General features: G+C 29.2%; 22 protein-coding genes. 8 read left to right on the forward strand and 14 right to left on the reverse strand.

All coding sequences use genetic code 11. The features are described from left to right. Positions 1–5 precede the first annotated feature (5 nt). The 7 genes from E4100_RS07065 (at position 6) to E4100_RS07095 (ending at position 9,892) form a co-directional block, all read left to right on the forward strand. Positions 6–1,397 (forward strand): PTS fructose transporter subunit IIC, encoded by a 1,392-nt coding sequence (locus E4100_RS07065; RefSeq protein WP_135271339.1) that lies wholly within the window; start codon positions 6–8, stop codon positions 1,395–1,397. Positions 1,398–1,550: 153 nt separating this feature from the next. After that, positions 1,551–2,867, forward strand: coding sequence for a tRNA (N6-isopentenyl adenosine(37)-C2)-methylthiotransferase MiaB (miaB, locus tag E4100_RS07070; RefSeq protein ID WP_135271340.1), 1,317 nt, complete (start codon positions 1,551–1,553; stop codon positions 2,865–2,867). 18 nt (positions 2,868–2,885) lie between these two features. Beyond that, positions 2,886–5,501 carry a DNA mismatch repair protein MutS gene (gene mutS, locus E4100_RS07075; protein WP_135271341.1) on the forward strand — a complete coding sequence of 872 codons (2,616 nt, stop codon included), beginning with the start codon at positions 2,886–2,888 and terminating at the stop codon, positions 5,499–5,501. Position 5,502: 1 nt separating this feature from the next. After that, positions 5,503–7,371: a DNA mismatch repair endonuclease MutL gene (gene mutL, locus E4100_RS07080; RefSeq protein WP_135271342.1), complete on the forward strand. Its 1,869-nt coding sequence runs from the start codon at positions 5,503–5,505 to the stop codon at positions 7,369–7,371. Between the two features lie 21 nt (positions 7,372–7,392). Next, positions 7,393–8,361 carry a tRNA (adenosine(37)-N6)-dimethylallyltransferase MiaA gene (gene miaA / locus E4100_RS07085; protein ID WP_135271343.1) on the forward strand — a complete coding sequence of 323 codons (969 nt, stop codon included), beginning with the start codon at positions 7,393–7,395 and terminating at the stop codon, positions 8,359–8,361. Further along, the gene (gene hfq / locus E4100_RS07090; RefSeq protein ID WP_135271344.1) at positions 8,345–8,566 is read left to right on the forward strand and encodes an RNA chaperone Hfq; all 222 of its coding nucleotides are present in this window, start codon (positions 8,345–8,347) and stop codon (positions 8,564–8,566) included. The genes miaA and hfq overlap by 17 nt, the downstream gene beginning before the upstream one ends. A gap of 33 nt (positions 8,567–8,599) precedes the next feature. Next, complete coding sequence (locus E4100_RS07095; protein WP_135271345.1) at positions 8,600–9,892, forward strand: methionine gamma-lyase family protein; 1,293 nt, start codon at positions 8,600–8,602, stop codon at positions 9,890–9,892. A 45-nt stretch (positions 9,893–9,937) separates the two neighbouring features. Here the strand turns inward: E4100_RS07095 and lexA are convergent, their stop codons facing one another. Next, entirely contained in the window at positions 9,938–10,552 is a 615-nt protein-coding gene (lexA, locus tag E4100_RS07100; protein WP_135271346.1) for a transcriptional repressor LexA, read from the reverse strand. A gap of 181 nt (positions 10,553–10,733) precedes the next feature. Here lexA and E4100_RS07105 point away from each other — a divergent pair, with 181 nt between their 5' ends. Beyond that, positions 10,734–11,045 (forward strand): LysM peptidoglycan-binding domain-containing protein, encoded by a 312-nt coding sequence (locus E4100_RS07105; RefSeq protein WP_135271347.1) that lies wholly within the window; start codon positions 10,734–10,736, stop codon positions 11,043–11,045. 22 nt (positions 11,046–11,067) lie between these two features. Here the strand turns inward: E4100_RS07105 and E4100_RS07110 are convergent, their stop codons facing one another. From E4100_RS07110 to E4100_RS07170, 13 genes are all read right to left on the reverse strand, one after another. Beyond that, positions 11,068–12,135 (reverse strand): tyrosine recombinase XerC, encoded by a 1,068-nt coding sequence (locus tag E4100_RS07110; protein WP_135271348.1) that lies wholly within the window; start codon positions 12,133–12,135, stop codon positions 11,068–11,070. Positions 12,136–12,740: 605 nt separating this feature from the next. Continuing rightward, positions 12,741–13,934 (reverse strand): pyridoxal phosphate-dependent aminotransferase, encoded by a 1,194-nt coding sequence (locus E4100_RS07115; RefSeq protein ID WP_282097114.1) that lies wholly within the window; start codon positions 13,932–13,934, stop codon positions 12,741–12,743. Positions 13,935–14,045: 111 nt separating this feature from the next. Beyond that, the gene (locus E4100_RS07120) at positions 14,046–14,873 is read right to left on the reverse strand and encodes a PHP domain-containing protein (protein ID WP_135271350.1); all 828 of its coding nucleotides are present in this window, start codon (positions 14,871–14,873) and stop codon (positions 14,046–14,048) included. 75 nt (positions 14,874–14,948) lie between these two features. Further along, complete coding sequence (gene rny / locus E4100_RS07125) at positions 14,949–16,499, reverse strand: ribonuclease Y (protein WP_135271351.1); 1,551 nt, start codon at positions 16,497–16,499, stop codon at positions 14,949–14,951. Positions 16,500–16,663: 164 nt separating this feature from the next. After that, positions 16,664–17,320 carry an ATPase gene (locus E4100_RS07130; protein ID WP_209315306.1) on the reverse strand — a complete coding sequence of 219 codons (657 nt, stop codon included), beginning with the start codon at positions 17,318–17,320 and terminating at the stop codon, positions 16,664–16,666. Between the two features lie 8 nt (positions 17,321–17,328). Next, entirely contained in the window at positions 17,329–17,577 is a 249-nt protein-coding gene (locus E4100_RS07135) for a hypothetical protein (protein WP_135271352.1), read from the reverse strand. A 3-nt stretch (positions 17,578–17,580) separates the two neighbouring features. Further along, positions 17,581–19,026, reverse strand: a complete 1,446-nt coding sequence (locus E4100_RS07140) for an AAA family ATPase (protein ID WP_135271353.1) — start codon at positions 19,024–19,026, stop codon at positions 17,581–17,583. Positions 19,027–19,034: 8 nt separating this feature from the next. Continuing rightward, on the reverse strand, positions 19,035–20,003 hold the full coding sequence (locus tag E4100_RS07145; protein WP_135271354.1) for a metallophosphoesterase family protein: 969 nt from the start codon (positions 20,001–20,003) through the stop codon (positions 19,035–19,037). A 51-nt stretch (positions 20,004–20,054) separates the two neighbouring features. Beyond that, a complete protein-coding gene (gene recA, locus E4100_RS07150) occupies positions 20,055–21,089 on the reverse strand; it encodes a recombinase RecA (RefSeq protein ID WP_135271355.1) in 1,035 nt (344 codons plus the stop codon). Positions 21,090–21,165: 76 nt separating this feature from the next. Continuing rightward, entirely contained in the window at positions 21,166–22,410 is a 1,245-nt protein-coding gene (locus E4100_RS07155) for a competence/damage-inducible protein A (RefSeq protein ID WP_135271356.1), read from the reverse strand. A 23-nt stretch (positions 22,411–22,433) separates the two neighbouring features. Further along, positions 22,434–22,979 (reverse strand): CDP-diacylglycerol--glycerol-3-phosphate 3-phosphatidyltransferase, encoded by a 546-nt coding sequence (gene pgsA / locus E4100_RS07160; protein WP_135271357.1) that lies wholly within the window; start codon positions 22,977–22,979, stop codon positions 22,434–22,436. Then, positions 22,963–24,300: a 30S ribosomal protein S12 methylthiotransferase RimO gene (rimO, locus tag E4100_RS07165; protein ID WP_135271358.1), complete on the reverse strand. Its 1,338-nt coding sequence runs from the start codon at positions 24,298–24,300 to the stop codon at positions 22,963–22,965. Before rimO ends, pgsA begins: the two co-directional genes overlap by 17 nt. 5 nt (positions 24,301–24,305) lie before the next feature. Further along, a complete protein-coding gene (locus tag E4100_RS07170) occupies positions 24,306–26,477 on the reverse strand; it encodes a DNA translocase FtsK (protein ID WP_135271359.1) in 2,172 nt (723 codons plus the stop codon). Positions 26,478–26,490 lie beyond the last annotated feature (13 nt).

The following is a 26,490-nucleotide window of genomic DNA, read 5'->3' on the forward strand; positions in this document are numbered from 1 at the left end:
ATCCTATGAAAATTTTAGCAGTAACAGCTTGCCCTACTGGAATAGCACATACTTATATGGCAGCAGAAGCTTTAGAAGAAGCAGCAAAGAAAAGAGGTTATGACATCAAAGTTGAGACAAGAGGCTCAGTCGGTGTTGAAAATGAGCTGACAGATGCTGAAATAAGAGAAGCTGATGCAATTATATTAGCTTGCGATACCGCAGTACCAATGGAGAGATTCGAAGGTAAAAAATTGTTAAATGTATCAGTTTCTGAGGCTATAAAAAATGCTGATGAGTTGATAGATAGATCATTAAATGCAAATATATACAAGCCAAATGTAAAAAATCAAGAAAATATTAGCAGCTCAGAACCAAATAAAAAAGAACCAACAGGTATTTACAAGCACTTGATGAATGGAGTATCTTATATGATACCATTTGTAGTTGCGGGAGGAATAGCAATAGCAATTAGTTTTCTATTTGGTTATGATTCTGCATCAAATGAAGGAAGTTTAGCAGCATATTTGATGGGCATTGGCGGAGGGACTGGAGCGTTTGGATTAATGATTCCTGTATTAGCAGGATATATAGCTTATTCAATAGCTGATAGGCCAGGATTAGCACCAGGTATGATTGGTGGAATGGTAGCAACACAGATAAATGCTGGATTTTTAGGAGGATTAGTTGCAGGCTTTTTAGCTGGATACATTGTATTAGCTATTAAAAAATATATTAAATTACCAAAGAATTTACAAGGAATTATGCCAGTCTTAATAATACCAGTTTTAGGATCATTATCAACGGGTCTGTTATTATTTTATGTTATAGGTACACCAGTAGCTGCAATCAATAACGGAATGAATAACTTCCTTATGAGTATGTCTGGTACAAATGCAATTATTTTAGGTGCTATTCTTGGACTAATGATGGCTGTAGATATGGGCGGACCAATAAATAAAGCTGCTTACGCATTTGGAACCGCAACATTGACAGCTGCTGTGGGAACTGGTTCAGAAATTATGGCTGCTGTTATGGCAGCAGGTATGGCACCTCCTTTAGGAATTGCATTAGCAACTATTTTATTTAAAAATAAATTTACAAAAGCTGAAATAGAAGCGGGTAAAGCTTGTTGGGTGCTTGGAGCAAGTTTCATTACAGAAGGAGCAATTCCTTTCGCAGCTGCAGACCCTATTAGGGTAATTCCATCTTTGATGGTTGGTAGCGCGATCACAGGCGCTTTAAGTATGGCTTTTAAAGCTACCCTAGCTGTTCCTCATGGTGGGATATTTGTTTTCTTTGCCGTTGAAAATTTAGTTGGTTATATTATATCTATAGTAGTCGGAACAGTAGTAACAGCTTTGTTGTTGGGAGTTTTTAAGAAAAATATTGCAGAATTAGCGGCACAAAGCAAATAAATCATATTGCAAAAATATATTAGTATAAATTAAAAGCAATCAAGTAAAAATACAAATCTACTTGATTGTTTTTAATTTATATTTAATTAAGTAATTAATTCTTTATGGTATAATATAGTGGTATTATAAACATAATGAGGAGAGATAAAACTAATGATGAAGTTTAATATAAGTACATTTGGTTGTCAAATGAATGAACATGACACAGAAAAAATAATTTGGACTTTAGAAAAAATAGGATATCAGCAAACTGGTTATCGAGACGAAGCTGATATTATAATATTTAATACTTGTGCTGTTAGAAAGACAGCTGAAGATAGAGTATTTGGCCAATTAGGTGAACTTCAGGACCTGAAGAGAAAAAATCCTAACCTAATAATTGCAGTTTGTGGGTGCTTGATGCAAAAGGAAGAGATAAGAGACTATTTTCTAAAAAAGCATAGACATATTGACATTGTTTTTGGTACAAATAATATTCATAAATTGCCTCAGCTAATAGATAGATATCTACGTACAAATGAAAAAGTGATAGATGTAATAGAAGATACAAAAGAAATATCAGAAAATATCGACTCGAATAGAAAATATTTTTATAAAGCTTTTGTAGATATAATGTATGGATGCAACAATTTTTGTAGTTACTGTATAGTACCCTATACTAGAGGAAGAGAAAGAAGCCGATCGGTTAAATCTATAATTAACGAGGTGGAGAATTTAGCGCAAACAGGTTGCAAGGAAATAACTTTATTGGGGCAAAATGTCAACTCATATGGCAAGACATTGGATGAGAAAATAACATTTTCTCAATTATTAACAATATTAAATAATATTGAAGGTATTGAAAGAATTAGATTTATGACATCTCATCCAAAAGATTTCTCCGATGATTTAATTGATGCTTACAAAAGTTTAGATAAGTTATGTAACCATTTACATTTGCCAGTTCAATCTGGTAGTAATAGAATTTTAAAGTTAATGAATAGAAAATACACTAAAGAAGAATATCTTGATAAGATATACAAAATAAGGGAATGTGTTCCAGATATAGCAATTACAACAGATATAATAGTTGGGTTCCCAGGAGAAACTGAGGAAGATTTTAAAGAAACTCTTGACTTAGTAAAGAAAGCTAAATTTGACTCTGCTTTTACTTTTTTATATTCTATTAGAGAGGGTACAAATGCAGCAAAGATGACCAATCAAATCCCAGATGAAATTAAACATGAAAGGTTTCAAAGACTGCTTGATGTACTATATCCAATAGGGCTTGAATCTAACCAAAAATTGATTAATACAGTACAAAAAATATTAGTTGAAGAAACTAGTAAGAGTGATGAGAATATATTATCTGGAAGAACTGAAAGTAATAAATTAGTCCATTTTAAGGGCAACAATAATATTATTGGCCAGATAGTAGATGTAGAGATTACAGATGCGAAAACCTTCACCTTAGAAGGAAGATTAGTGTAATATCCGGAGGTTAAGACAATGAATGAACTGACTCCAATGATGAAACAGTATATGAGTATAAAAAAACAATATAAAGATTCTATTTTATTTTTCAGACTAGGCGATTTTTATGAAATGTTTTTTGATGATGCAATAATTGCATCTAAAGAGCTTGAAATTACACTTACAAGGAGAGATTGCGGCTTAGATGAGAAAGCGCCAATGTGTGGAGTTCCTCATCATGTAGCTGATCAATATATTTCAAGATTAGTTGATAAGGGCTATAAAGTTGCAGTTTGTGAACAAGTAGAAGATCCTGCTACAGCAAAAGGAATTGTCAAACGAGAGATTATAAAAATAGTAACTCCGGGAACAATACTAGACCCAATGTCGTTAGATGAGAAAAGCAATAATTTTTTAGCTAGCATATATTACGATGATTATGGTGTTGGTCTGTCATATGTTGATAATTCAACCGGCGAGATGTATACAACCCAGTTCATTGGTGATGAAAGATATAGAATGTCATTTATTATAGATGAGCTAGGAAAGATAATGCCGTCTGAGTTGATAATTAACTCGAATTTTTCTAAGGAAAAAAAAGAATTAAACCTAATCAAAAACAAATTGAATCCTTTTATTAATGTATATGAGGATAATACCATTGACCTAAACAAGTATAAAGAATTGATTTATGATTTTTTTGATGAAAAGATCATTGTAAAATCAAATTTAAACGAAAAAATATATTGTTTATTAAGCCTAGCTAGACTTTTAATTTATTTAAAAGACACGCAATTCAATATGATTGAACATATAAACTACTTTCAATATTATGAACCAGATCAATTTATGGTCATGGACATAAATACGAGAAATAACTTAGAGATAAATGAAACAATAAGAGGGAAAACAAAAAAAGGTGCATTGATAGATATAATTGATAAAACAGAAACAGCTATAGGCGGGAGACTATTGAAAAAATGGCTTGAACAGCCTCTAATAGATCAAAATAAAATAGAAGAGCGGCTGGATATTGTTGAATATTTTACAAAAAATCTTATCTTGCTTGATGAAATCAGGAATTTATTAAAAAGAGTATATGACATTGAAAGGTTATCAACTAAAATAACAAATGGGATTTGCAATGCAAGAGATCTATTATCTTTAAAGCTTTCAATAGAAATAATGCCAGAACTAAAAAAATTGCTTATAAATTCTTCTTCAGATATATTAAAAAAAATAAGTTTAAGTTTAGACGACTTACAAGATATTTATTTAATTATCGAAAATTCTATAGAAGATGATCCTCCAATTTCACTTAAAGAAGGTAACATCATAAAGCCGGGTTTTAATAAGGACTTGGATGAATTAAAAAATATTTCTACTAATTCAAAACAATTATTAGCTGAATTTGAAACTAAACAAAGGAATATGACTGGAATTAAAAATTTAAAAATTGGATATAATAGAGTCGTCGGATACTATATTGAGGTAACTAAGACTAATTTGAACTTGGTACCAAACTATTATATCAGAAAACAGACTTTATCTAATTCTGAAAGATACTTTACACAAGAGTTAAAAGAAATTGAAGAAAAAATAACTAATGCCGAAGAAAAAGCAATACAACTAGAATATGAATTATTTCAGAGTATTCGTGAAAATATTAAATCACAAATTAAGAGAATACAAGAATGTGGCAGAACTTTATCATACTTAGATGTATTATCAAGTTTTGCTCAAGTTGCAATTGACAATAATTATACACGTCCGAGGTTTAATAATGATGGAATCATTGAGATATCTGGCGGTAGGCATCCTGTAGTAGAAAATGTCATAAAAGATAATATGTTTATACCTAATGATGTTTTTTTAAATGGAAAAGATAATATGATTCATATAATAACTGGACCAAACATGGCAGGTAAGTCTACATTTATGAGACAGATTGCTATTATAACTCTGCTGTCACAAATAGGATCATTTGTTCCGGCAAGAAGTGCTAATATATCTATTGTTGATAGAATATTTACACGTATAGGTGCGTCAGATAACTTATCGCAAGGAGAAAGCACATTTATGGTTGAAATGAATGAAGTTTCAAACATAATTAAAAATGCCACTTCAAAAAGTTTAATAATTCTAGATGAAGTTGGTAGAGGAACAAGCACTTATGATGGGATAAGCATAGCCTGGGCTGTTGTTGAATTTATTGCATCAAATATTAAAGCTAAAACATTGTTTGCAACGCACTACCATGAGTTGACTGAATTAGAAGACAAGATAAAAGGAGTTAAGAATTATCACGTCACTGTCAGAGAAAATGGTGATGATATTGTATTTTTAAGAAAGATTATCCAAGGAAAAGCAAATAAAAGTTTTGGTATACAAGTAGCAAAATTATCTGGTTTAGACCAAAACATTATAGAAAGAGCATATGAAATTCTTGAGGTAATAGAAAATCGTCAGCTAACTAAACAGGAGTCGGAAAGCTTGAATAATAATGAATCTCAAATAAGTTTATTGGATTATAAGAAAAATTATTTTATTGAAAGAATATCTAAAATCAATATAGAATCATTAACTCCTATAAATGCGATGAACACATTAAATGATCTAGTAAAAGAAGCTTTAAAATTAAAGGAGTCATAGTATGCCTAAAATTAATTTATTAGATGATAATACAATAAGAAAAATAGCAGCTGGAGAAGTGATAGAAAGACCTTCATCAATTGTTAAGGAATTAGTCGAAAATTCAATTGATGCTAATTCTAGTCAAATAATAATAGAAATAAAAGATGGTGGAACAACATATATAAGGGTAACAGATGATGGAATAGGAATGGAAAAAGAAGATATCATTTTAGCATTTGAAAGACATTCAACTTCAAAACTAAAGAATATTGAAGATTTATATAAAATTGTTTCTATGGGTTTTAGGGGAGAAGCTCTGTCTAGTATAGTATCAGTATCAAATGTCGAGATTATCTCTAGAACAAAAGAAAATTCAGTAGGTAATAAAGCGGTTTTTGAAGATGGAAAACTTAAATTCATAGAACCTATAGGTGCAAATGTTGGAACAACGATAATAGTAAAAGATGTTTTTTCTAATATACCAGTACGAAAAAAATTTTTAAAAACTAATTCCACTGAAGAAAGATATGTTGCTGATATTGTAACAAAAATTGCCTTAGGAAATCCTAGTATATCAATCAAGCTAATTCGAGATGGTAAATTAGCATTAAATACAAATGGTTCATCTGAGGAGACAAATGTCATATATCAGCTGTTAGGCAAAGATATTGCTAAAGGAATTAACCTGATAGAATTCGAAGATGATGATCTAAGTTTTAAAGGTTATTTTTCAAACAATAACATTTATAGAAGTAATAGAAATTCTCAGTATTTATTTGTTAACAACAGATATGTTTATGATTATAAGCTAGCGAAAGTAATTGAAGAACAATATAGTTCTATGTTACCTATAAATAAACATCCAATATTTATTCTTTATATCAATATTAATCCAGCTTTGATTGATGTGAATATACATCCAACTAAGCAGGAGATAAAATTTATTGAAGAAAACAAGATATATTCAATAATTGCAAATCAAATTAAAAAGAATATTAATAAAATTGTTAATATCCCAAGTCCAAACTTAGAGGAAAAAGAAAAAAAGCAAACTGAAAAATATCCATATATATGGGAATTACAAAATAATAATGATTATAATTTTGACTCAAATATCACAAAAAATCAACAAGTGATAAGAGAAGGTAAATCTTTCGATTTTGAGGATTATACATCAACTGATTTTAAAGACGTTTTATACCAAGATAATGATATAGTTAATGAAACAATTATTGTTGATTTTATAGAAAATTCTAATATTGGAGAGAAAGATGATGTATCTTCTGATAACAATACGTTGATAAATTTTAACAGATTAAAACTTATCGGCATAGCTTTCAGCACTTATATAATTTTAGAAAACTATGAGTCTGATACAATATTTATTATTGATCAGCATGCAGCTCATGAACGTGTTATGTACGAAAAATTAATGAAAGAATTCCATACTGAATCAATAGTGGTTCAACAATTGCTTACACCACAAATAATTGATTTGTCTCCACCAGATTATTTAAATGTGAAAGATAATATTGAAATTTTTAATCAAATTGGTTTTCTCATAGAGTTATTTGACGACAAAAGTATTATATTAAGAGGGATACCTTTGGTTTTTGGCAAACCGGATGGAGAAAAATTGTTTTTAGACATTCTTGATAGCCTAGAGGATAATAATGTAGGAATTTACTCAACTAAACTTGAAAAAATCATGAAAATAGCCTGTACTTCTGCTGTTAAAGCTGGAGACAATCTTAAGCAAATGGAAATACAATCCTTGTTAACACAATTAAATGAATGTGACAACCCATACACATGCCCTCATGGTAGGCCAACTATTATTAAATTCAATCGAAAAGATATAGAAAAGAAATTTTTGCGAATAATATAATATTATATTGGGAGATAATCTATGAATAATAATTTAATAGTAATTGCAGGACCAACTGGAGTAGGTAAGACTGATTTATCTATTTGTGTAGCTGATAAAATAAATGGAGAGATCATTTCAGCTGATAGTAGACAAATATACAGATACATGGATATAGGTACAGCAAAAGTAGAAAAAGAATATAGAGATAAGATAAAGCATCATATGATAGATATCGTAGATCCAAATGAAGAATTTAGTGTATCTGATTTTAAAAAAATTACAATGGAAATTATTGATGATATAAATAAAAAAGGAAAAATCCCATTATTAGTAGGCGGCACAGGTTTATATATTAATTCTATAGTTTATGACATTGATTTTACAAATGTTGCATCAAACAAAGAAATTAGGGAATATTATGAATCTATATCATTAAAAAAAGGAAAACAATACCTATATGAACTACTATTAGAGAGAGATTATGAAACTGCAAGAAAATTAAATATCAATGACACAAAGAGAATTATTAGAGCTTTAGAAGTATATGATGTTACTAAAACACCTATGAGTAAGCAAAATAAAGATTTCAGAAAGCCTTCTACAAAATACAATTTATCGATGTATTTGTTGTATATGGATAGAAATAAACTATATGATAGAATAAATGCAAGAGTAGATAAAATGATTGAGGATGGATTAATAAATGAAGTAGAAACATTACTAAAATTAGGATATGAAAAGAGTTTAAATTCTATGCAAGGGATAGGCTATAAAGAAATTGTAGATTATCTTGAAAACAAAATTAGTTTAGATGAAGCAGTAGAATTAATAAAGAAAAGGAGTAGAAATTATGCAAAAAGACAATTGACTTGGTTTAAGAGAGACGAAAGATATAGATGGATAAACCTTGATGAATTTTCGGATGTTGAAGATCTATGTGTATGGATATGCTCGGATATAAAAAAGAAGTTAACTAAAGGAGGTAATTATTTTGAATCAACAAATTAATATTCAGGATCATTTACTAAATGAAGCAAGGGTCAGTAAAAATGAAATTACAGTTTATTTAATAAATGGCTATAAAATGACAGGTAAGATAATAGGTTTTGATAATTTTATAATTGTTCTTGATAGTGAAGGTAAGCAAATGATTATATATAAACACGCGATATCTACAATAATTCCTTCAAAAATTTTAAAAATAAAAGAATAAATAATTAAAGAATTTAACTTAAAGGGTGAAAATATGTCGAAAGAAATACAAGATGAGTTGATTATACATTTTAATATTGACAAGCAGGTAATAGAGTTTGTTAATGAAGTTGAAAAAGACATTTTATATAAGTTTTCTGAGATTGACCAAATTAAAATGTATAATCAATACAAAGTTTTACATGCAATGCAAAAAATGAAATTAGGGAGTACTGATTTTGGGTGGAATACTGGTTATGGATATGGAGATGTACACAGAGAAAAGCTAGAGAATATATATGCTGAAGTTTTTAAAGCAGAAAGCGCTTTAGTCAGACCGTCTATAGCATCGGGAACTCATGCAATAAGTTTAGTTTTTAGCGGCTTATTAAAACCTGGAGATGAACTTCTGTATATTACTGGATCTCCGTATGATACAATGTTAAAAGTCATTGGAATTAAAGGTAATGAACCTGGTAATTTAATTGAAAATGGGATATGTTATAAACAAGTAGATTTAATTAACGGTCATATAGATATCAACAAAACACTTGATAAAATTAATGAGAGAACTAAAATTGTTGCAATTCAAAGATCCACAGGTTATAGTGATCGAAATGCAATCTCGCTTAAAGAAATGGAAACAACTTTTTTACAGATAAAAGAAAAATACAATGATATCATTATTTTCGTTGACAATTGTTATGGAGAATTTACACAAATAAATGAGCCAATAGAAATTGGAGCCGATATTATAGCTGGATCTTTGATAAAAAATCCAGGGGGAGGCATAGCTGTTTCAGGAGGTTACATAGCTGGGAAACAACAATATATTGAGCGCATAGCAAACAGACTAACAGCTCCAGGATTAGGCAAAGACTGTGGATTGACGTTTGGTACGAACAGAATAACATTGCAAGGACTATTCATGGCTCCTAACGTTGTTTCTGAGGCCTTAAAAGGAGCTATTCTAATGGGGGCCACTTATCAAAAATTAGGATTTGAGGTAACTCCTTCAATTGAAGATGAAAGAAACGATATTGTTCAATCTATAAGATTTGAAGATCCATTAAAAGTAATTGAATTTTGCAAAGGTGTACAAGAATCAGGTGCTGTTGATTCTTACATTACTCCTGAAGCTTGGGATATGCCGGGGTATGAAGACAAAGTAATTATGGCTGCTGCGGGTTTTATTGAAGGATCATCAATTGAAATAAGTGCTGATGCGCCTATGAGAGACCCATACTATGTGTATTATCAAGGCGGAGTAAATTATGAACAATGTAAACTTGGAGTGATGAAAACTTTAAATAATTTATTAAATAAAAACTTAATTACATTGAAATAAAAAAAACAAATGGATTTAAATCTCATATTTAAATCCATTTGTTTTTTAATACGTCCTATACAAAGCTTTAACTTTACCTAATATTTGAACATTTTTAGCATAAATAGGTTCCATGAATTGATTCTCAGGCTGTAATTTTATATAGTCTTTTTCCTTAAAAAATCTTTTAACTGTAGCTTCTTCGCCAAGTAGTGCAACTACTATATCGCCATTTTCTGCATATGATTGAGAACTTACTAATACTAAATCACCATCTAAAATTCCTGCATCAATCATACTTTCGCCTTTTACTTTTAAGAAAAAGACATCATGGCCTTCTACAACTTCAACCGGAAGTGGAAAAGTATCTTCAATATTCTCAACTGCTAATATAGGAGCTCCGGCTGTTACTTTTCCTAATATAGGTATATCTACAGTTTCTTTTTTTGGATACAAGCTATCATTTACGTTTAATACTTCAATTGCTCTAGGTTTATCAGATGCTCTTCTTATATAACCTTTTTTTTCTAGTGCAATTAAATTATTATGAACAGATGATGTGGAATGTAAATTAACACCTTGCCCAATTTCTCTTACTGAAGGGGGATAGCCCTGCTTAGAAGTAAATGTAACTATATAAGATAGTATTTCAATCTGTATTTTTGATAAATCTTCGTACATATAATCACCTCTATAAATTGTTTGAACAAGCATAGCTGCCTAACTTATGACCATTATAGCATATATAAGATTTATAATCAAACAAAAGTTCGATAAAATTGATTAAATCTATTGACATTGAACATATGTTTGATATAATTAATATATCGAACATATGTATCAATGAATAGGAGATGATTTAATGAAATCTAAAAGAATTGTCATTTATAACCCAAAAAGATTTTTTTTATTTACTACAATATTAATTTTGATTTTTAGTATTATCATTGCTAATATTTTTAACTTAAATAAATCATACGGACAATATGCAAATAAAGAGTTTGATTATGATTATTATGTAGTAAAAAAAGGAGATACACTTTGGAGCATAGTTAATAATCATTATTCCAATAAATATGATCCTAGGAAATTAATATATCAAGTTAAACATCTAAATGAATTGGAAGATAATATCATTTACGAAGGAGATACACTCAAATTACCTGATTTATAACACAATGTTAACAAATAAAAAACTATTTACTTTTTTTATCTGTCTTGTTTTTCTTGTTTTTAATATTATTATTTATATCGTCATCTTGGTTATTGTTTGTAATATCAATATCTTTTAATTGCTCAATATCTTCAACAGATATTTCACTTAAAGGATTGCTGTTCACTGCTTTTCTAAGTCTTTCATCATCTATATGAGTATATATTTGAGTTGTTGAAACAGATTCATGCCCTAAAATTTCTTGTAAAGCACGAATATCGACATTACCATATTTATACATTAGAGTAGCAGCAGTATGTCTTAATTTATGAGTAGAATAGATAGTAGGGTCTAGTCCAGATTTCTCTAAATATTTATCAATCATGTGTTGAATTGCTCGATTGCTTAACCTTTGTTTTCTTTTGCTTAAGAATAATGCTTTTTCATTAGCTACAACAGGTCTTATTTGAAGATAATTTTTAATTGAACTAACACAAGATTCATTTAGAAAAACTGTTCTTTCTTTGTTTCCTTTTCCTATAACGGTTAAGGTGTCTTTGCCATTGAAGCTATCAACATCGATACTCGCTAATTCCGACAGTCTAAGACCACAATTTAAAAATAAAGTTATAATACAATAATCTCTTTTTCGAAAATACTCATTAGTATTTTGAGAAACTATTTTTAATAAATTTAAAGCTTGGTCTAAAGTTAAATAAATTGGATGTCTTGATTCTATTTTAGGAAATTCTAATTGTGCAGCTGGATTTTTTTCTAGTAAGTTTACTTTGTCAGTTAAATATTTGAAAAACGATCGAATGGAGGCAACTTTTCTTGATCGTGTAGAATTTCTGTTATTTTTCTTTTTGTCTAAAAAGGACATGAAAGCATAAAGATCTTGTATATTAACTTTTCTAATAAACTCTATATTTACATCACTGATATCTATATCTTCAAATTCAACATTTGCTTGCTCTGATGCATATCTGATTTTCAAAAATTTAAAAAAAGTTTTTAGATCATAGTAGTATTCTTTAGCTGTATTAGGTGAAGTACCTTTAATCGTTTCTAAATAATCTAAGAAATCATCTAAAATAATGGGATTTTGCATAAATACACCTCTTTTTAGCCTTATATTAGTCACAAAATAAGTATTTTGTGACTAATATATATTATAATATAAATACTAGAACTTTACAATATAATTTATTATTTCAAATTAATATTGCATTAAATCTTGTACAAATTTTTACTGTTAACTTTTACTATACTATAAGAAATCTTTTACATCTTTTATATGTCTTATTTATTTATCTTATATTATAAAATCTATTTAGATTAATATTTTATTTACACACGTAATTTTAATCATTTCTTATTTAATACTTGTCTAAACATCAAATAAAGTATATTTTATATCAATTTAAAACGAAATAAAGTTTAATAAATTTAAATGGCTAAAACAGCTTCATATTTGAATTTAAACACTCTATTAATATAAATGTATATCTTATATAAATAATCTCGTTATAGGGGCTATTTTGAGGCTATTTATTTCAATAAGACATAAAATAAAAGCTAGCATGAAGTTTTATTAATTTTTTTATAATAATTTTATAATAAATTGCACAATCAATTATTAAAGAATTGATAAAACAAATATCCGGTTTACATAATAAAATTATGTAAACCGGATATTACATCTATAGCCTATTTTTATTTTTCTCCGAGCAAATTTTTAATTCTCTTGATTCCTTCTTCAATATTTTCCATTGATGTAGCATAAGATAATCTGACGTAATTATCATCTCCAAATGCAAGACCAGGTACAACAGCAACTTTACATTTTTCTAAAAGCATATCTGAAAAATCTACAGATGAATTAATTTTAACGCCTGCTACTTCCTTTCCAATATATTGAGAGCAATTCATCATGATATAAAAAGCACCTTTTGGTATATTACAAGTTATTCCTTTTATCTCATTAACTAACTTTGTCATTTTTAATCTTCTATTGTTAAATTCCATTTTCATATCTATTAAACTATCTTGGGGCCCTGTAAGTCCTTCAACACTTGCGTATTGTGAGATACTACATGGATTGGACGTTGTATGGCTTTGTAAATTTGCCATAATTGTAGCAATATCTTGATTAGCCGCTGCATAACCAATTCTCCAGCCAGTCATAGAATATGCTTTTGACATTCCATTTATAACGATGGTTAAATTTTTAATTTCATCATTTAAAGAAGCAATACTAATATGTTCTTCTCCATCATATACTAGTTTTTCATAAAGTTCGTCAGAAATAACAAATACATCATTTTTAACTGCCCAATTCGCTATATCAAGGAGCTCTTCTTTTGTATATACTGACCCAGTTGGATTATTTGGACTATTAATTATTATAGCTTTTGTCCTATCCGACTTAACTTTATCTAAATCTTCAGAATTAAATTTAAAACCATTTTCCTCTTTTGTTTTTATCATTACAGGAGTTCCACCGGCAATCGAAACTAATTCTGGATAACTTACCCAGTAGGGAATGCTAAAAATTACCTCATCTAGCGGATTTAAAATTGCCATTAATGCATTATATATTGAATGTTTTCCACCATTAGAAACAACAATTTGTGATGGTGAATAATCTAAATTGTTATCATCTTTAAATTTCTTACATATTGATTTTCTTAATTCTAATGTGCCACTAGCAGGCGTATATTTAGTTATTCCCATTTCAATTGCTTCAATACCTGCTTCTCGAATATTCTTGGGAGTGTTGAAATCAGGTTCTCCAATGCTAAAACTAATTACGTTTTCTCCAGAACTAATCATAGCTTTAGCTTTTGCATCAATTGCAAGTGTAACTGAAGGTTCAATAGAAAGACCTTTTTTTGATAAACTTGGCAAATTAATCATCTCCTAACATATTATTTATATTATTCTAAAAAATAATAAACTAATTCAAAATGATTATCTTAATTATTATATAAAATAATAAACTAATTCAAAATGATTATCTTAATTATTATATAAAAAATCTCTATTCTTAAATGCTTCAATTTTATCTATATCAATGTAATATTGTCCTAAGATTTCATTATCTCCATGGTAGTCAGAACCACCCGTAATAATTAAATTATTGGCTTTACAATACTCTATGAATCTTTTTTCATCTATCTTAGAGTGTTTAGAAGTAAAGCACTCAATTCCTTTAACACCTAATTCTATTGCCATAGTTATTACTCTTTTATTTTTTATAATGCCTGGGTGCGCTAGTATGGGTATGCCATTTGCATTTTCTATTAAAGATATGCTCTCTTCTAAAGACAATTTTCTTCTATTAACAAATGCAGGCTTCCCTTCGGCTAAATATTTGTCGAAAGCTTCTTTAATATTCATTACATAGCCTTCTGAAACAAGTTTTCTTGCAATTAGTGCTCTACCTATGAAATTGTTATGTTGCTTACTTTCTGATATTATGCTTTCTTTATCTATCTCTACTCCTAGTGAAGATAGCTTATCGATAATTTCTAGTCCTCTGTAAAAGCGATCTCTTTTTAAGATAGACAATTTTTCATTGAGCATATCGTTTTCACAATCTAAATAATATCCGAGTATATGTATCTCTTCTCCTTCTACGTCTGCACTAAGCTCAATCCCTGGAACAATAAAAATATTTTTGGTATCTACCGAATTGTTGGCAATATATTTTATTGCATCTATTGTATCATGATCAGTTATTGCAATACCAACTATTTTTTTAGATGATGCCTTTTCAATAATCTCCTCTACAGAATATATTCCATCTGAATAATTTGTATGAACATGTAAATCGAATAATCTCATATTTTTCTCCTAATTTTTCGCCTAAAATTTAAAAAACAAACCTGCCCACATGCAGGTTTGTTTAGTTTTCAATTTTTATTTTGCATACTCTATAGCTCGAGTTTCCCTAATAACATTTACTTTTATTTGCCCTGGATAATCGAGTTCTGATTCGATTCTTTTTACAATCTCTCTTGCTGTATGAATTATTTCTGCCTCACTTATTTGTTCAGGTTTTACCATAATCCTTATTTCTCTACCTGCTTGTATAGCAAAAGATCTTTCAACACCTTCAAATGAATTTGCTATTTCTTCTAGTTTTTGAAGCCTTTTAATGTATGCTTCTAATGTTTCACGCCTTGCCCCAGGTCTAGCTGCAGATATAGCATCTGCTGCTTGTACAAGTACAGCTTCAACAGTTTCAGGTTCTATATCACCATGGTGTGCTGCTATTGCATGAATTACTTCACTAGATTCTTTATATTTTTTTGCTAATTCAATTCCAATCTCAATATGAGGGCCTTCATATTCATGATCAACACCTTTGCCAATATCATGAAGTAGTCCTCCTCTTCTTGCAATTTTTACGTCAGCTCCTAATTCTGCTGCCATCATCCCTGCAAGTTGAGCTACTTCAACAGAATGTCTTAATACATTTTGGCCATAACTTGTTCGATATTTTAGTCTGCCCAATAGCTTTATTAGTTCTGGGTGTAAACCGTTTACTCCAGCTTCAAAAGCAGCTTGTTCTCCTGCTTCTTTCATTGAATTTTCAACTTCTTTTTGTGCTTTGTCTACCATCTCTTCTATTCTTGCAGGGTGAATTCTACCATCTACAATGAGTTTCTCTAATGCAATTCTCGCCACTTCTCTTCTTATCGGATCAAATCCAGATAAAACTACAGCCTCTGGAGTATCATCGATAATTAAGTCAATACCAGTTAAAGTTTCCAAAGCTCTAATATTTCGTCCTTCTCTCCCAATAATTCTTCCTTTCATTTCATCATTTGGAAGATTTACAACTGTTACTGTTGTTTCTGCTACATGATCCGCAGCTACTCTTTGGATAGTTCTGGAAATAATTTCCCTTGCTGTTCTATCAGCCTCATCTTTTGCTTTAGCTTCCATTTCTTTAATCATCATTGCAGATTCTTGCAATATTTCTTTTCTCGTTTCATCCAATAATATAGCTTTAGCTTGATCTACAGTTAAACCTGATATTTTTTCTAATTCCTTTGTTCGTAGCTGATGAAGTTCTTCAATTTCTAATTCTTTATCTTCTAAGTTTTTAATCTTTTTAGAAAGAGTTTCTTCTTTCTTTTCTAACATTTCACTTCTTCTGTCTAGAGATTCTTCTTTGTTTAGAAGTCTCTTTTCTAATTTTTGAATCTCATTTCTTCTTTCTCTGATTTCTCTGTCTAACTCACTTCTTGATCTGTGAATTTCTTCTTTGGCTTCTAATAAAAGCTCTTTTTTACGAGCTTCGCCTTCTTTAATCGCATCTTCAGTTATTTTTTTCGCTAATTCTTCAGCATTATTTATTTTTCCTTCACTAATATATCTTCTTATTAGATAACCAGCAACAATGCCGATGATTAACGCTAATACAGCATAAATTAACTTATCAATAGTTAACACCTCCGTCATATTTAGTTTTCAAGTTCCATATAATAATACTATTAAATTATTAATGCAAAACTACATTAAAAATCAAGTACAATCAGTTGCCTCAGATTGTACGATACACATTTTATATTACATATGGTTAAATACAATTTAATTTTATAACTTTTATATTAAACTGTCAACTGTTAAGAGCTTGTTATCGGTTTTACAACGCTTACCGATCCATTTAAATCTACTCTATAAGAAACTTCTGAAAGTGCTGCAAGATGAGAGTTATGTGTAACCATAATTATTTGCCTATGAAACATTTCTGAAGTCTGTTTTATAAATTCACCTAAGTTATATATATAATCCTCACTAACGTGTTTAGCGGGCTCATCTAGTACTAATGGGCCTTCTATTAATGGCTTGTGAGTTTGTAAAAAGGCTATTCTAAGGGCTAAAGAAACAATATCAACGACCCCTCCACCCCTAGATATCTCCGGCTTAGTCTTTAATGAGAAATCTTCTGTTTCATTAATAACATAAAATTCCGCACTCGCCTTACTTCGTAGTTCCTCAATTTCAATTTCAAACTTAATATTTGATTCGAATATATACTGCAAACATTTTGTAACAATTAATTCAATTTGATTCTTCGCTTGGGACCTTGCATATTCTGAAGTCTTATTAAGCAAAATAAGTACTTCATCTAAAATTTTTAGTTCTTCATCTGATTTTTCTATATCTATTAAAATCTTTTCTTTTAGTTCTAATAAATTTTCTTTTTTTCCTTGTTCTTTATTGACAAATTCACCGAGCAAATTAATATCATTTTTTAGTTTTTCAAGCTCAATAACCATAATAGTACCTACTTATTTTCTAATAAATTTTTGGGCAATAATTCATTCGCCTCTTTAAACATAGATTCTATTTCCAATTTCAATTTATCAATTTCTTGTTCTAAATCCTCTGGTTTTATTCCTAACTTATTTAGTTCATTAATTATCTCTTCCTCTTGCTTTTTTAGCTGTTCTAATTGCGCTTCTGCTTTATATTTTAGATTTGTGGCTTTGTTTAAATCATCTTTTAATTTGCTCAATTCCTTTTCATAATCCATTTTTTATCCTCCTAAATGATATTTTATAATGTGTTCTATCTTATCTTTATTGATATCGCTTAAACAATAAGGACATTTTTCATACTTACTCAATATATTTTTATATTTATAAACAATAGTATTCATATCTTCATTTAATTTCTTAATAATTTCAGATGAACGAGTAATATCTTTTTGCAATTTTAATATTTTATTATTAAAAGAAACTAAATCTACAAGCAATTTTATTCTAAGAGTTATTTCTTCTATATTTGTCTTTTCAGTAAATTTATTTAATCTGTCATTTATTTGATATATATAGTGAATCTTCTTTTTTATTTCAATTAATCTGCTATTGTATTGTAATATTTTTAAATACGTATTAGTTTTCAAATATAGGTCGTTGTAAATATTATTTACTTGGTCGATGTGTTCTAAACTATCCATTAAATTCATATAAATGTTTTTATCTTTTTTAAGTTTATTATATTTGGCATATAATAGAGTAAATTCATTGTAGCTTTTTATTTTGTACCCCAAATTGTTGTATGTTCTATCAACCTTTGATAAATCTATAAGTGAATTTAATATTTTTTCAGTCACCATAATTTTTTGATTGTAAAATGTTAGTTTTTCATGAGTTTTTTCAAAATTATAATACTTAATTAATTCTTTTGATAATTTTTCAAATAAAGTCTCAATTCTATATAAATTTTTTAGATTATTTAATATTGCTTCGGCGTTTTTCTTATTTGACAGTATAGAATTTAAGTTGGATTTCAAGGTCAATAACTTCTCAAGTTTTTTATTTTTATACTCTAATAAATTTAACTTATCTTTTAATTCTTTATAAGTACTGGTTAATTGGTCTAAATAATTGAAGCTTTCTAATTCATTGTTAATATTATCTAGAGATTCCTCTAAGTTTTTTTTCTTTGAATTTATATTTTTGATGTCTTTAGCAGTTTCTTTTATAGCATCATCTAATATATTAACTCCTACTAATCTTCCAATCGCATTTGCTCTTGTGGATGTTTTTTCTGACAATAAAAACGGTCCTTCTAATTGTTCACCAATATTTATAGATGCAGATTCATCAGAATCAAGTTGAATTTTTTGGATTCCAATAGTTTCAACGATTTCATTCGGTACACTATTTCCTATTCCTTCAAATGTCAACTCCTCTCCATTCGGATAAGTTAGAGAATAACCATTTTTGCTTCTTGTTCTATACCTCTTTAGAATAAATCCATCGTTTGTATGAATGGTGACGCTGCACTGGTTCTCGTTTTCTCTTATAAAATAATCCCCCGATGGTTCATTATATAAGACCCATTTTAAAGCCCTTATAATTGCAGATTTTCCTGAATCAGAAGGCCCAATTATAACGTTCATGCCTCCGTTAAATACAAGTTCAGAGTATTTATGTGATTGAAAATTTTCTAATATTAGTTTTGTTATATATTTCATTTTCTCACCTATACATTCTTCATTTGAGCTATTGCTATTCGTTTTAATGCTTCTTCTTTAACTTTATCGTTTACATTCTCAGATATAGCTACTTCTATTAAAATATCGTTTATATCCACTTTTTCAAAATTCAAAGCTGAATCAATTGTTTGCTTAAACTCCATTATTCTTTCATTTCTATATATGTTCTTTTCAAGCTCTGTTCTATCAAGTACTTCATCTCCTGATTTTGCTACTTTCAAAGGAATCAGTTCTATCGAGATGTCCTTATTAAGTGTAATTATTGCAACTTGTGGTATTCGTTCTATTTCTTTTAAACTGTTAGTTATTCTTACAAGGCTTCCTGGATTTATGAAATATTTATTGTTCCTAAATATTATTCCAAATCCAGCATGATAATGTCCGCTTAATGTTATATCTGCTTTAGTTTCTAGTATATCATCTATCAATGTATAAGGAATTCCTTTTATAAACGGTTTATCTAATAACATCCCATGAACTATATTTATGGAATAATTACAATTAGAATCTACTGATTCCAATATATAATTTGAAACATTTGAATCAATGTCATAAGTATAAGGTTTGCCTGTAACTTGTACTCTTATATTCTCCTTTTCTAGTATTATTTTATCATCATCTCTTATAATATTTAAAAAATTCAAATTGCCCAATAATCCTAACATAGTTCTATCTAACGTTGCTGGGTTTAATCCAAAAATATCATGATTTCCGCTAATTATATATATTGGTTTTTTTATTTTCTTAATTATATTTGCATACTTTGTTACTGTTAATACTGACGTATCTGGTCTATCAAATAAATCCCCACCATGGATTACAAAATCAATTTCATATTCATCTACCATTTGAGCGATTTCTTCTAATTTATTTTCTAATGTTTTTTGAAAATCATCTTTCCTATTCTTAGGATTTGAACTTCTTAGATGTGTATCAGTTAAAAACAAAATTTTCATTATATCCTCCTATTTTAAAGCCTCCTTTTGCTTAGGAGGCTCATAGTACATCTATTCGGATTTGATTAAGTTGCTATCGACAGTATCATTTTTCCCTTTTTTACTTAATCCATATTTCTTTCTAACTGTATCTTCAATTTCTTGATAGATTTCTGGATTTTGCCTTAGAAACTCTTTAGCATTTTCTCTGCCTTGTCCTAATTTTATATCATTATAGCTAAACCATGAACCTGCTTTATTAATTATACCTGCATTCACGCCAGCATCCACAATACTTCCTTCTTTTGATATCCCTTCGCCATACATAATATCAAATTCTGCTTGTTTAAAGGGTGGAGCAACTTTATTTTTTACTACTTTTACTCGTGTTCTATTTCCAAGTATCTCTTCCCCTTGTTTTATAGAATCAATTTTTCTAACATCTAGCCTAATTGATGCATAGAACTTTAATGCCCTTCCACCTGAAGTTGTTTCAGGGTTTCCGAACATTACACCTACTTTTTCTCTTAACTGATTAATAAAAATGCATGTAGCATTAGACTTGCTTATCGCTCCAGCTAGCTTTCGCAAAGCTTGCGACATTAATCTCGCTTGTAGTCCAATGTGACTATCACCCATTTCGCCTTCAATCTCTGCCTTAGGAACTAAAGCTGCGACAGAGTCTATTACTACTACATCTATTGCACCACTTCTTATAAGTGCTTCTGTAATCTCTAAAGCTTGTTCACCAGTATCTGGCTGTGATATTATTAGATTATCAATATCTACACCAAGTTTTTTGGCATAATTAGGATCTAATGCATGCTCAGCATCTATAAAAGCAGCAATACCACCTTCTTTTTGAGCCTCCGCTATAACATGAAGTGCAATAGTCGTTTTCCCAGAAGATTCAGGACCATATATTTCAATTATTCTACCTCTGGGTACACCCCCAATGCCTATTGCTATATCTAAATCTAGCGAACCAGTAGATATATAATCTAAATCTAATTTACTAGCTTCGCCAAGTTTCATTATGGAACCTTTACCGAATTGTTTTTCAATTTGACTTATTGCTAAATCAAGAGCCTTTTTCTTATCATCCATTTCCACCATTGTATCCCAGATAAACTGGAGTCACCCCTCTCATATATACGAACATTAGTTCTAAATATATACTACACTAATTTTTATTTAAAGTCAACTTGTTATTAATCTGAATTGTTAATTTAGCAAGAGCTAGATTTGCAATTTTTTGTTGTATCATTTCTCTTGTTCCTTTAAACTGGTTATAAATAACAATCGGATTGCCCTCAGTATATATACATATATAGTTCTCTCCAACAGTTTTTCCTTTGTCAGCAGAAGGTCCTGCAAAACCAGTTGTAGCTATGCAATAATCAGATTTAGTCTTATTGTATATTCCTTTTGCCATTTCTACAACTACTTGTTCGCTTACTACACCATATGTATCAATGGTATTTTTAGAAACACCTAACTCATCAATTTTAGATTCAATTGTATAAGTCACAATGCCTCTATCAAGCACTTCAGAAGCACCTGGTATTCTTGTTATTCTTGAGGTTATAATACCTCCAGTCACTGATTCAGCAATACTTATTTTTTGTTTTGATCTCTTTAATTTATCTACAAGCATTTCTTCTATAGAACTATAATCGAAGCCATAAATATAATTGTGAATTTTTGAATCGATTGTATCAATAACCCGAGAAATTTTATAATTAAGATCGTTAAGATCATAGCCTTTGCCAATTATTTTTATTTCAACTGCACCATATGAAGCATAGGTTGCAATTTCTATTTCAGGATAATAAATTTCAATTTCTCTCAAAATAGTTTCCAATTCAGATTCGCTTATTTCCAGAGTATTTATTGATTTTGTTACTAAATAAATGTCTGTTTTTAATTTAGGTAATACACATTCTTCAAACATTGGTATTAACTCATTTGGAGGTCCTGGAAGGAGAAATATTTTATTTCCATTTAATTCTAGAAAAATACCAGGTGCAGTTCCATTGTTATTTGGTATTAATTCTGAATTTTTCAGCTTTAAAGCTTGTTTATAATTATTAGATGTCATTTTTTTGTTGTTATTTTTAAAATAGTTTTCTATTGTTTGCTTTGCATTTAGATCTAATTCTAAATTTAAACCTAACAATTGAGCTAAAGCTTCTTTAGTTAAATCATCTTCAGTTGGTCCTAAGCCTCCTGTGATTATAATTAGGTTGGCTCTTTCAAGAGCGTTTTTAAAAGCTATCTTTACTAATTCAGTATCATCTACTACAGAAGTTTGAAAAATTGGTTCAATACCTACCTCAACTAATTTTTTACATATATATACAGAATTAGTATTTATTATGCTACCTAATAATATCTCCGTACCAACGTTAATTATCTCAGCCTTCATAGTTGTATCACCTTTATAATATTTTATATATCGTCTAGATTTAATACTTTGATATTTTTCTGCACATAGTCAACACCAGATAAAACAGTAAAGAACAATGAAATATAAAGCATTATATAGTCTAATTGTATTCCAATATAACTAAATGGAAAATTATCCAACAAAAGAAGAATTATTGCTACAAGTTGTGTAATTGTTTTGATTTTACCCCATTTGCTTGCTGCAATTGTCACACCATTTGAGGCAGCTAATACTCTTAAACCTGAGATAATAAATTCTCGAGCGATTATTATAATTACTACCCACGAAGGTATTTTCCCAGTTCCAACCAATAATATAAAAGCTGATGTGGTTAATATCTTATCAGCCAAAGGATCAACAAATTTTCCGAAAGTCGTAACCATGTTTCTACTTCTAGCTAAGTGACCATCTATTGAATCAGTTATTGATGCTATCACAAATATTGCTAAAGCGACGTACTGACTGTATTGAAAATCTAAATAAAAAAACACAATAAATAATGGTACTAATAAAACACGAAGTATTGTAATTTTATTTGCTAGATTCATTTTCAACTACCCCCATTAAATCATATTCTAAATTATCTACTATATGAACATTTACAAACTGTCCTAATTTTAATGACGATTTTGACTGAATAAATATTACACCATCTATTTCAGGACTATCCATGTAGCTCCTTCCCTCATACAAATTATCTTCAATTTTATTTTCAACAAGAACTTTATAAGTTTTACCAATTTTAGATCTCAATAGTTCATTTGATATCCTTTTTTGAATTTGCATTATTTTTTCTAATCTATTTAATTTAATTTCTTCACTGATTTGATTTGAATAACTATAGGAAGCTGTCCCCTCCTCTCTTGAATATGGAAAAACGCCTAATTTATCAAATTTATTTTTTTCTATAAATTCGCATAGTTCATTGAAAGACTCTTCAGTTTCCCCTGGGAATCCAACTATTAACGTAGTTCTAATAATGACTTCTGGTATTTCTTTTCTTAATTTAGTAATTAGAGCTTCTATAGACTCTCGATTTGTGTGCCTATTCATGGCTTTTAAAATATTATTATTTACGTGTTGTAGTGGAATATCTAAGTATTTTGAGACCTTACTGTTGTTTTTTATACTTTTAATCAACTTATCATCAATGTGATCAGGATATAAGTATAATAGCCTTACAAGAAAATCACCTTCTATTTTTTCAATATCATCTAATAGTTCATATAGCTTATAATCATCATACAGGTCTATTCCATAATCTGAGGTGTTTTGAGCAATAAGAATTATTTCTTTTACATTATTATCTACAAAATATTTAATTTCTGATAATATATCTTCTATCCTTCTGCTTCTATTTTTACCCCTTAATTTCGGAATTATACAATAAGTACAATTATTATTGCACCCTTCAGATATTTTTACATATTGAACAAAAGATTCTATCTTGCGGTTTACTTTTTCTGGATATGAATTATTAATATTATCTACTTTGACATTTTTCACATTAGAATTCAAATTGTATAATACATTGTTAATTTCATGAATATTCCCAGTCCCAATTATAGCGTCTATTTCCGGCATTTCTGTTATTAATTCTTCAGGATATCTTTGAGCTAAGCAGCCTGTTAACACTAGAAATTTACAAGATCCGTTTTGTTTTAATTTAGCTAATTCTAAAATTGTATCAATCGATTCTATTTTAGCAGTTTCGATAAAGCCACATGTATTAACAACAATGATCTCAGCATTTTCTTTATCTTCAGTAATTTTATATAATTTGTTATCTAGTATTGATTTCATAATATTAGTGTCGACTTCATTTTTTGAGCAACCTAAAGTCTCGAAATATATACTGCGAATGTTCATTAAACTTATTCCTCCAAATCTTCATCTGTTAAAAGTACCTTTCTGGGTTTACTACCTTCGTATCCTCCGACAACTCCTCTTTCCTCCATTGAATCAATTAATCGAGCAGCTCTTGCGTAACCGATTTTAAATCTTCTTTGTAGTAATGATATTGATGCAGTTTGTTCTGAGACTACTAATTCAATAGCTTCCCTCAATAGTTCATCGTCTTGGTCATATTCCGATTGATTCATATTGGAAGTAACTTTCTCAATTACATCAGGATCATACACAGTTTGATTGTTTTCTCTTAAAAAACTAACAACTTTCTCCACTTCATCATTTGTAACAAAAGCACCTTGAATTCTGATTGGCTTTGATATACTGGAAGGAAAGAAAAGCATATCTCCTTTCCCTAATAGTTTTTCAGCCCCAGACATATCAAGTATTGTTCTTGAATCAATTTGAGATGAAACTGCAAAACTAATACGAGATGGTATATTAGCTTTTATAGTACCTGTTATTACGTCTACTGACGGTCTTTGTGTTGCTACAATTAGATGCATTCCAGCAGCTCGCGCCATTTGAGCTAGTCTTGCGATATAATCCTCGATCTCATTTGCGCTAACCATCATAAGATCTGCTAATTCGTCAATTATTATGATGATTTTTGGTAACTTATCAGCACTATTTTTATATTTCTTATTATACGAATGAATATCTCTAACATTATTTTGTGCAAACAATTTATATCGTCTTTCCATTTCAACAACAGCCCAATTCAAAGCATGAGAAGCTTTTTTAGGATCAGTTACCACTGGGATTAGAAGATGAGGTATTCCATTATATATGTTCAATTCTACTACCTTAGGATCAATTAAAACCATTTTAACATTATCAGGTGAATTTTTAAAAAGTAGGCTCATTATTATAGTGTTTATACATACGCTTTTACCAGAACCAGTTGCACCTGCGATTAAAAGATGAGGCATATTTTGAATATCTGATACAATGGTTTTGCCTGTAATATCTTTGCCTAAAACAAATGTTAAGTCTGAGTTCGACTCAATGAATTCTTTACTTGATAACATTTCTTTTAATGTTACCATATCTTTAAATTTATTTGGAACTTCTATCCCAACAGCAGATTTTCCAGGTATTGGAGCCTCTATTCTAATATCTGGCATTGCAAGGCTTAATGAAATGTTATCTGATAACGAAACAATTCTACTCAGTTTTATCCCTGGAGCTGGTGTAAGTTCATAGCAAGTTATTGTAGGACCAATATTAATATGTGTCACTGTAGCTTCTATGCCAAAATTTTTCATAGTTTCTTCAATTATTTTTGCATTATTTATTATTTCTTTTTTATCATTGCTTTCATTCTTGCTTGTATAATCATTTAGTAAATTTATTGTTGGTAAAGTGTAGTGTGATATGTTTTTAGGCTTAGTATCTATTTGATTATTGTTTACAGTATATTCTTGAGATTTGCTATTAGTTTTTTTAATTGGATTCTTTTTACTAATTGTTTCTTGTTCTTTATTAGATGATGTATAATCTGTTATTTGTAAAACATAATTCTCTGTTTCCTCAGTGGTTTCATCGTTTCTTGGGATATTCTTCTTTTTATTCTTCTCTGCATTTCTATTGTGTAATTTTGCGTATAAATTAACTAAATTATTTTTCCCTATTAAATAGGTAAGTAAAACTAAGTCAATAAAGGCAACAATTATATATGTTCCCACATTTCCAAAGAGTTTATAGAATAGAAATCCAAACAGACCGCCTATTATGCCACCATTTATCTGTTCACTAGAATTGTGAAATATATAAGACATTCTATCTGCAAAGCTTAAACTTATATCATTTCTACTGTCCAAGATAACTAAAATAGATAAAAATAGAAATATCAATGTTAAAAATTTAGGCATATTCTCTTTATTTATAAGCAATAATACTGATAATAGAATTATTAAAAATGGGAATACGTAGGAAGCCGTGCCAAACAATAAATAGAAAGTATGTTTTAAAGAATTCCCTATTATTCCAGTTTTTTCAGTAAAAAAACTTACAAGGACTAAAATAGAAAGCCCAATCAAAGCAATTGCAATAATATCTTTGCGAATATTTAAATTTTTCTTTTGAGAAACTTTATCATTTACTTTGCCTCTTGTTGGTTTCTTTTTAGTTGCCATGTTACCACCTATC

The organism is Soehngenia longivitae (assembly GCF_004684055.1).
In the GTDB taxonomy this organism is placed as follows: domain Bacteria; phylum Bacillota; class Clostridia; order Tissierellales; family Tissierellaceae; genus Soehngenia; species Soehngenia longivitae.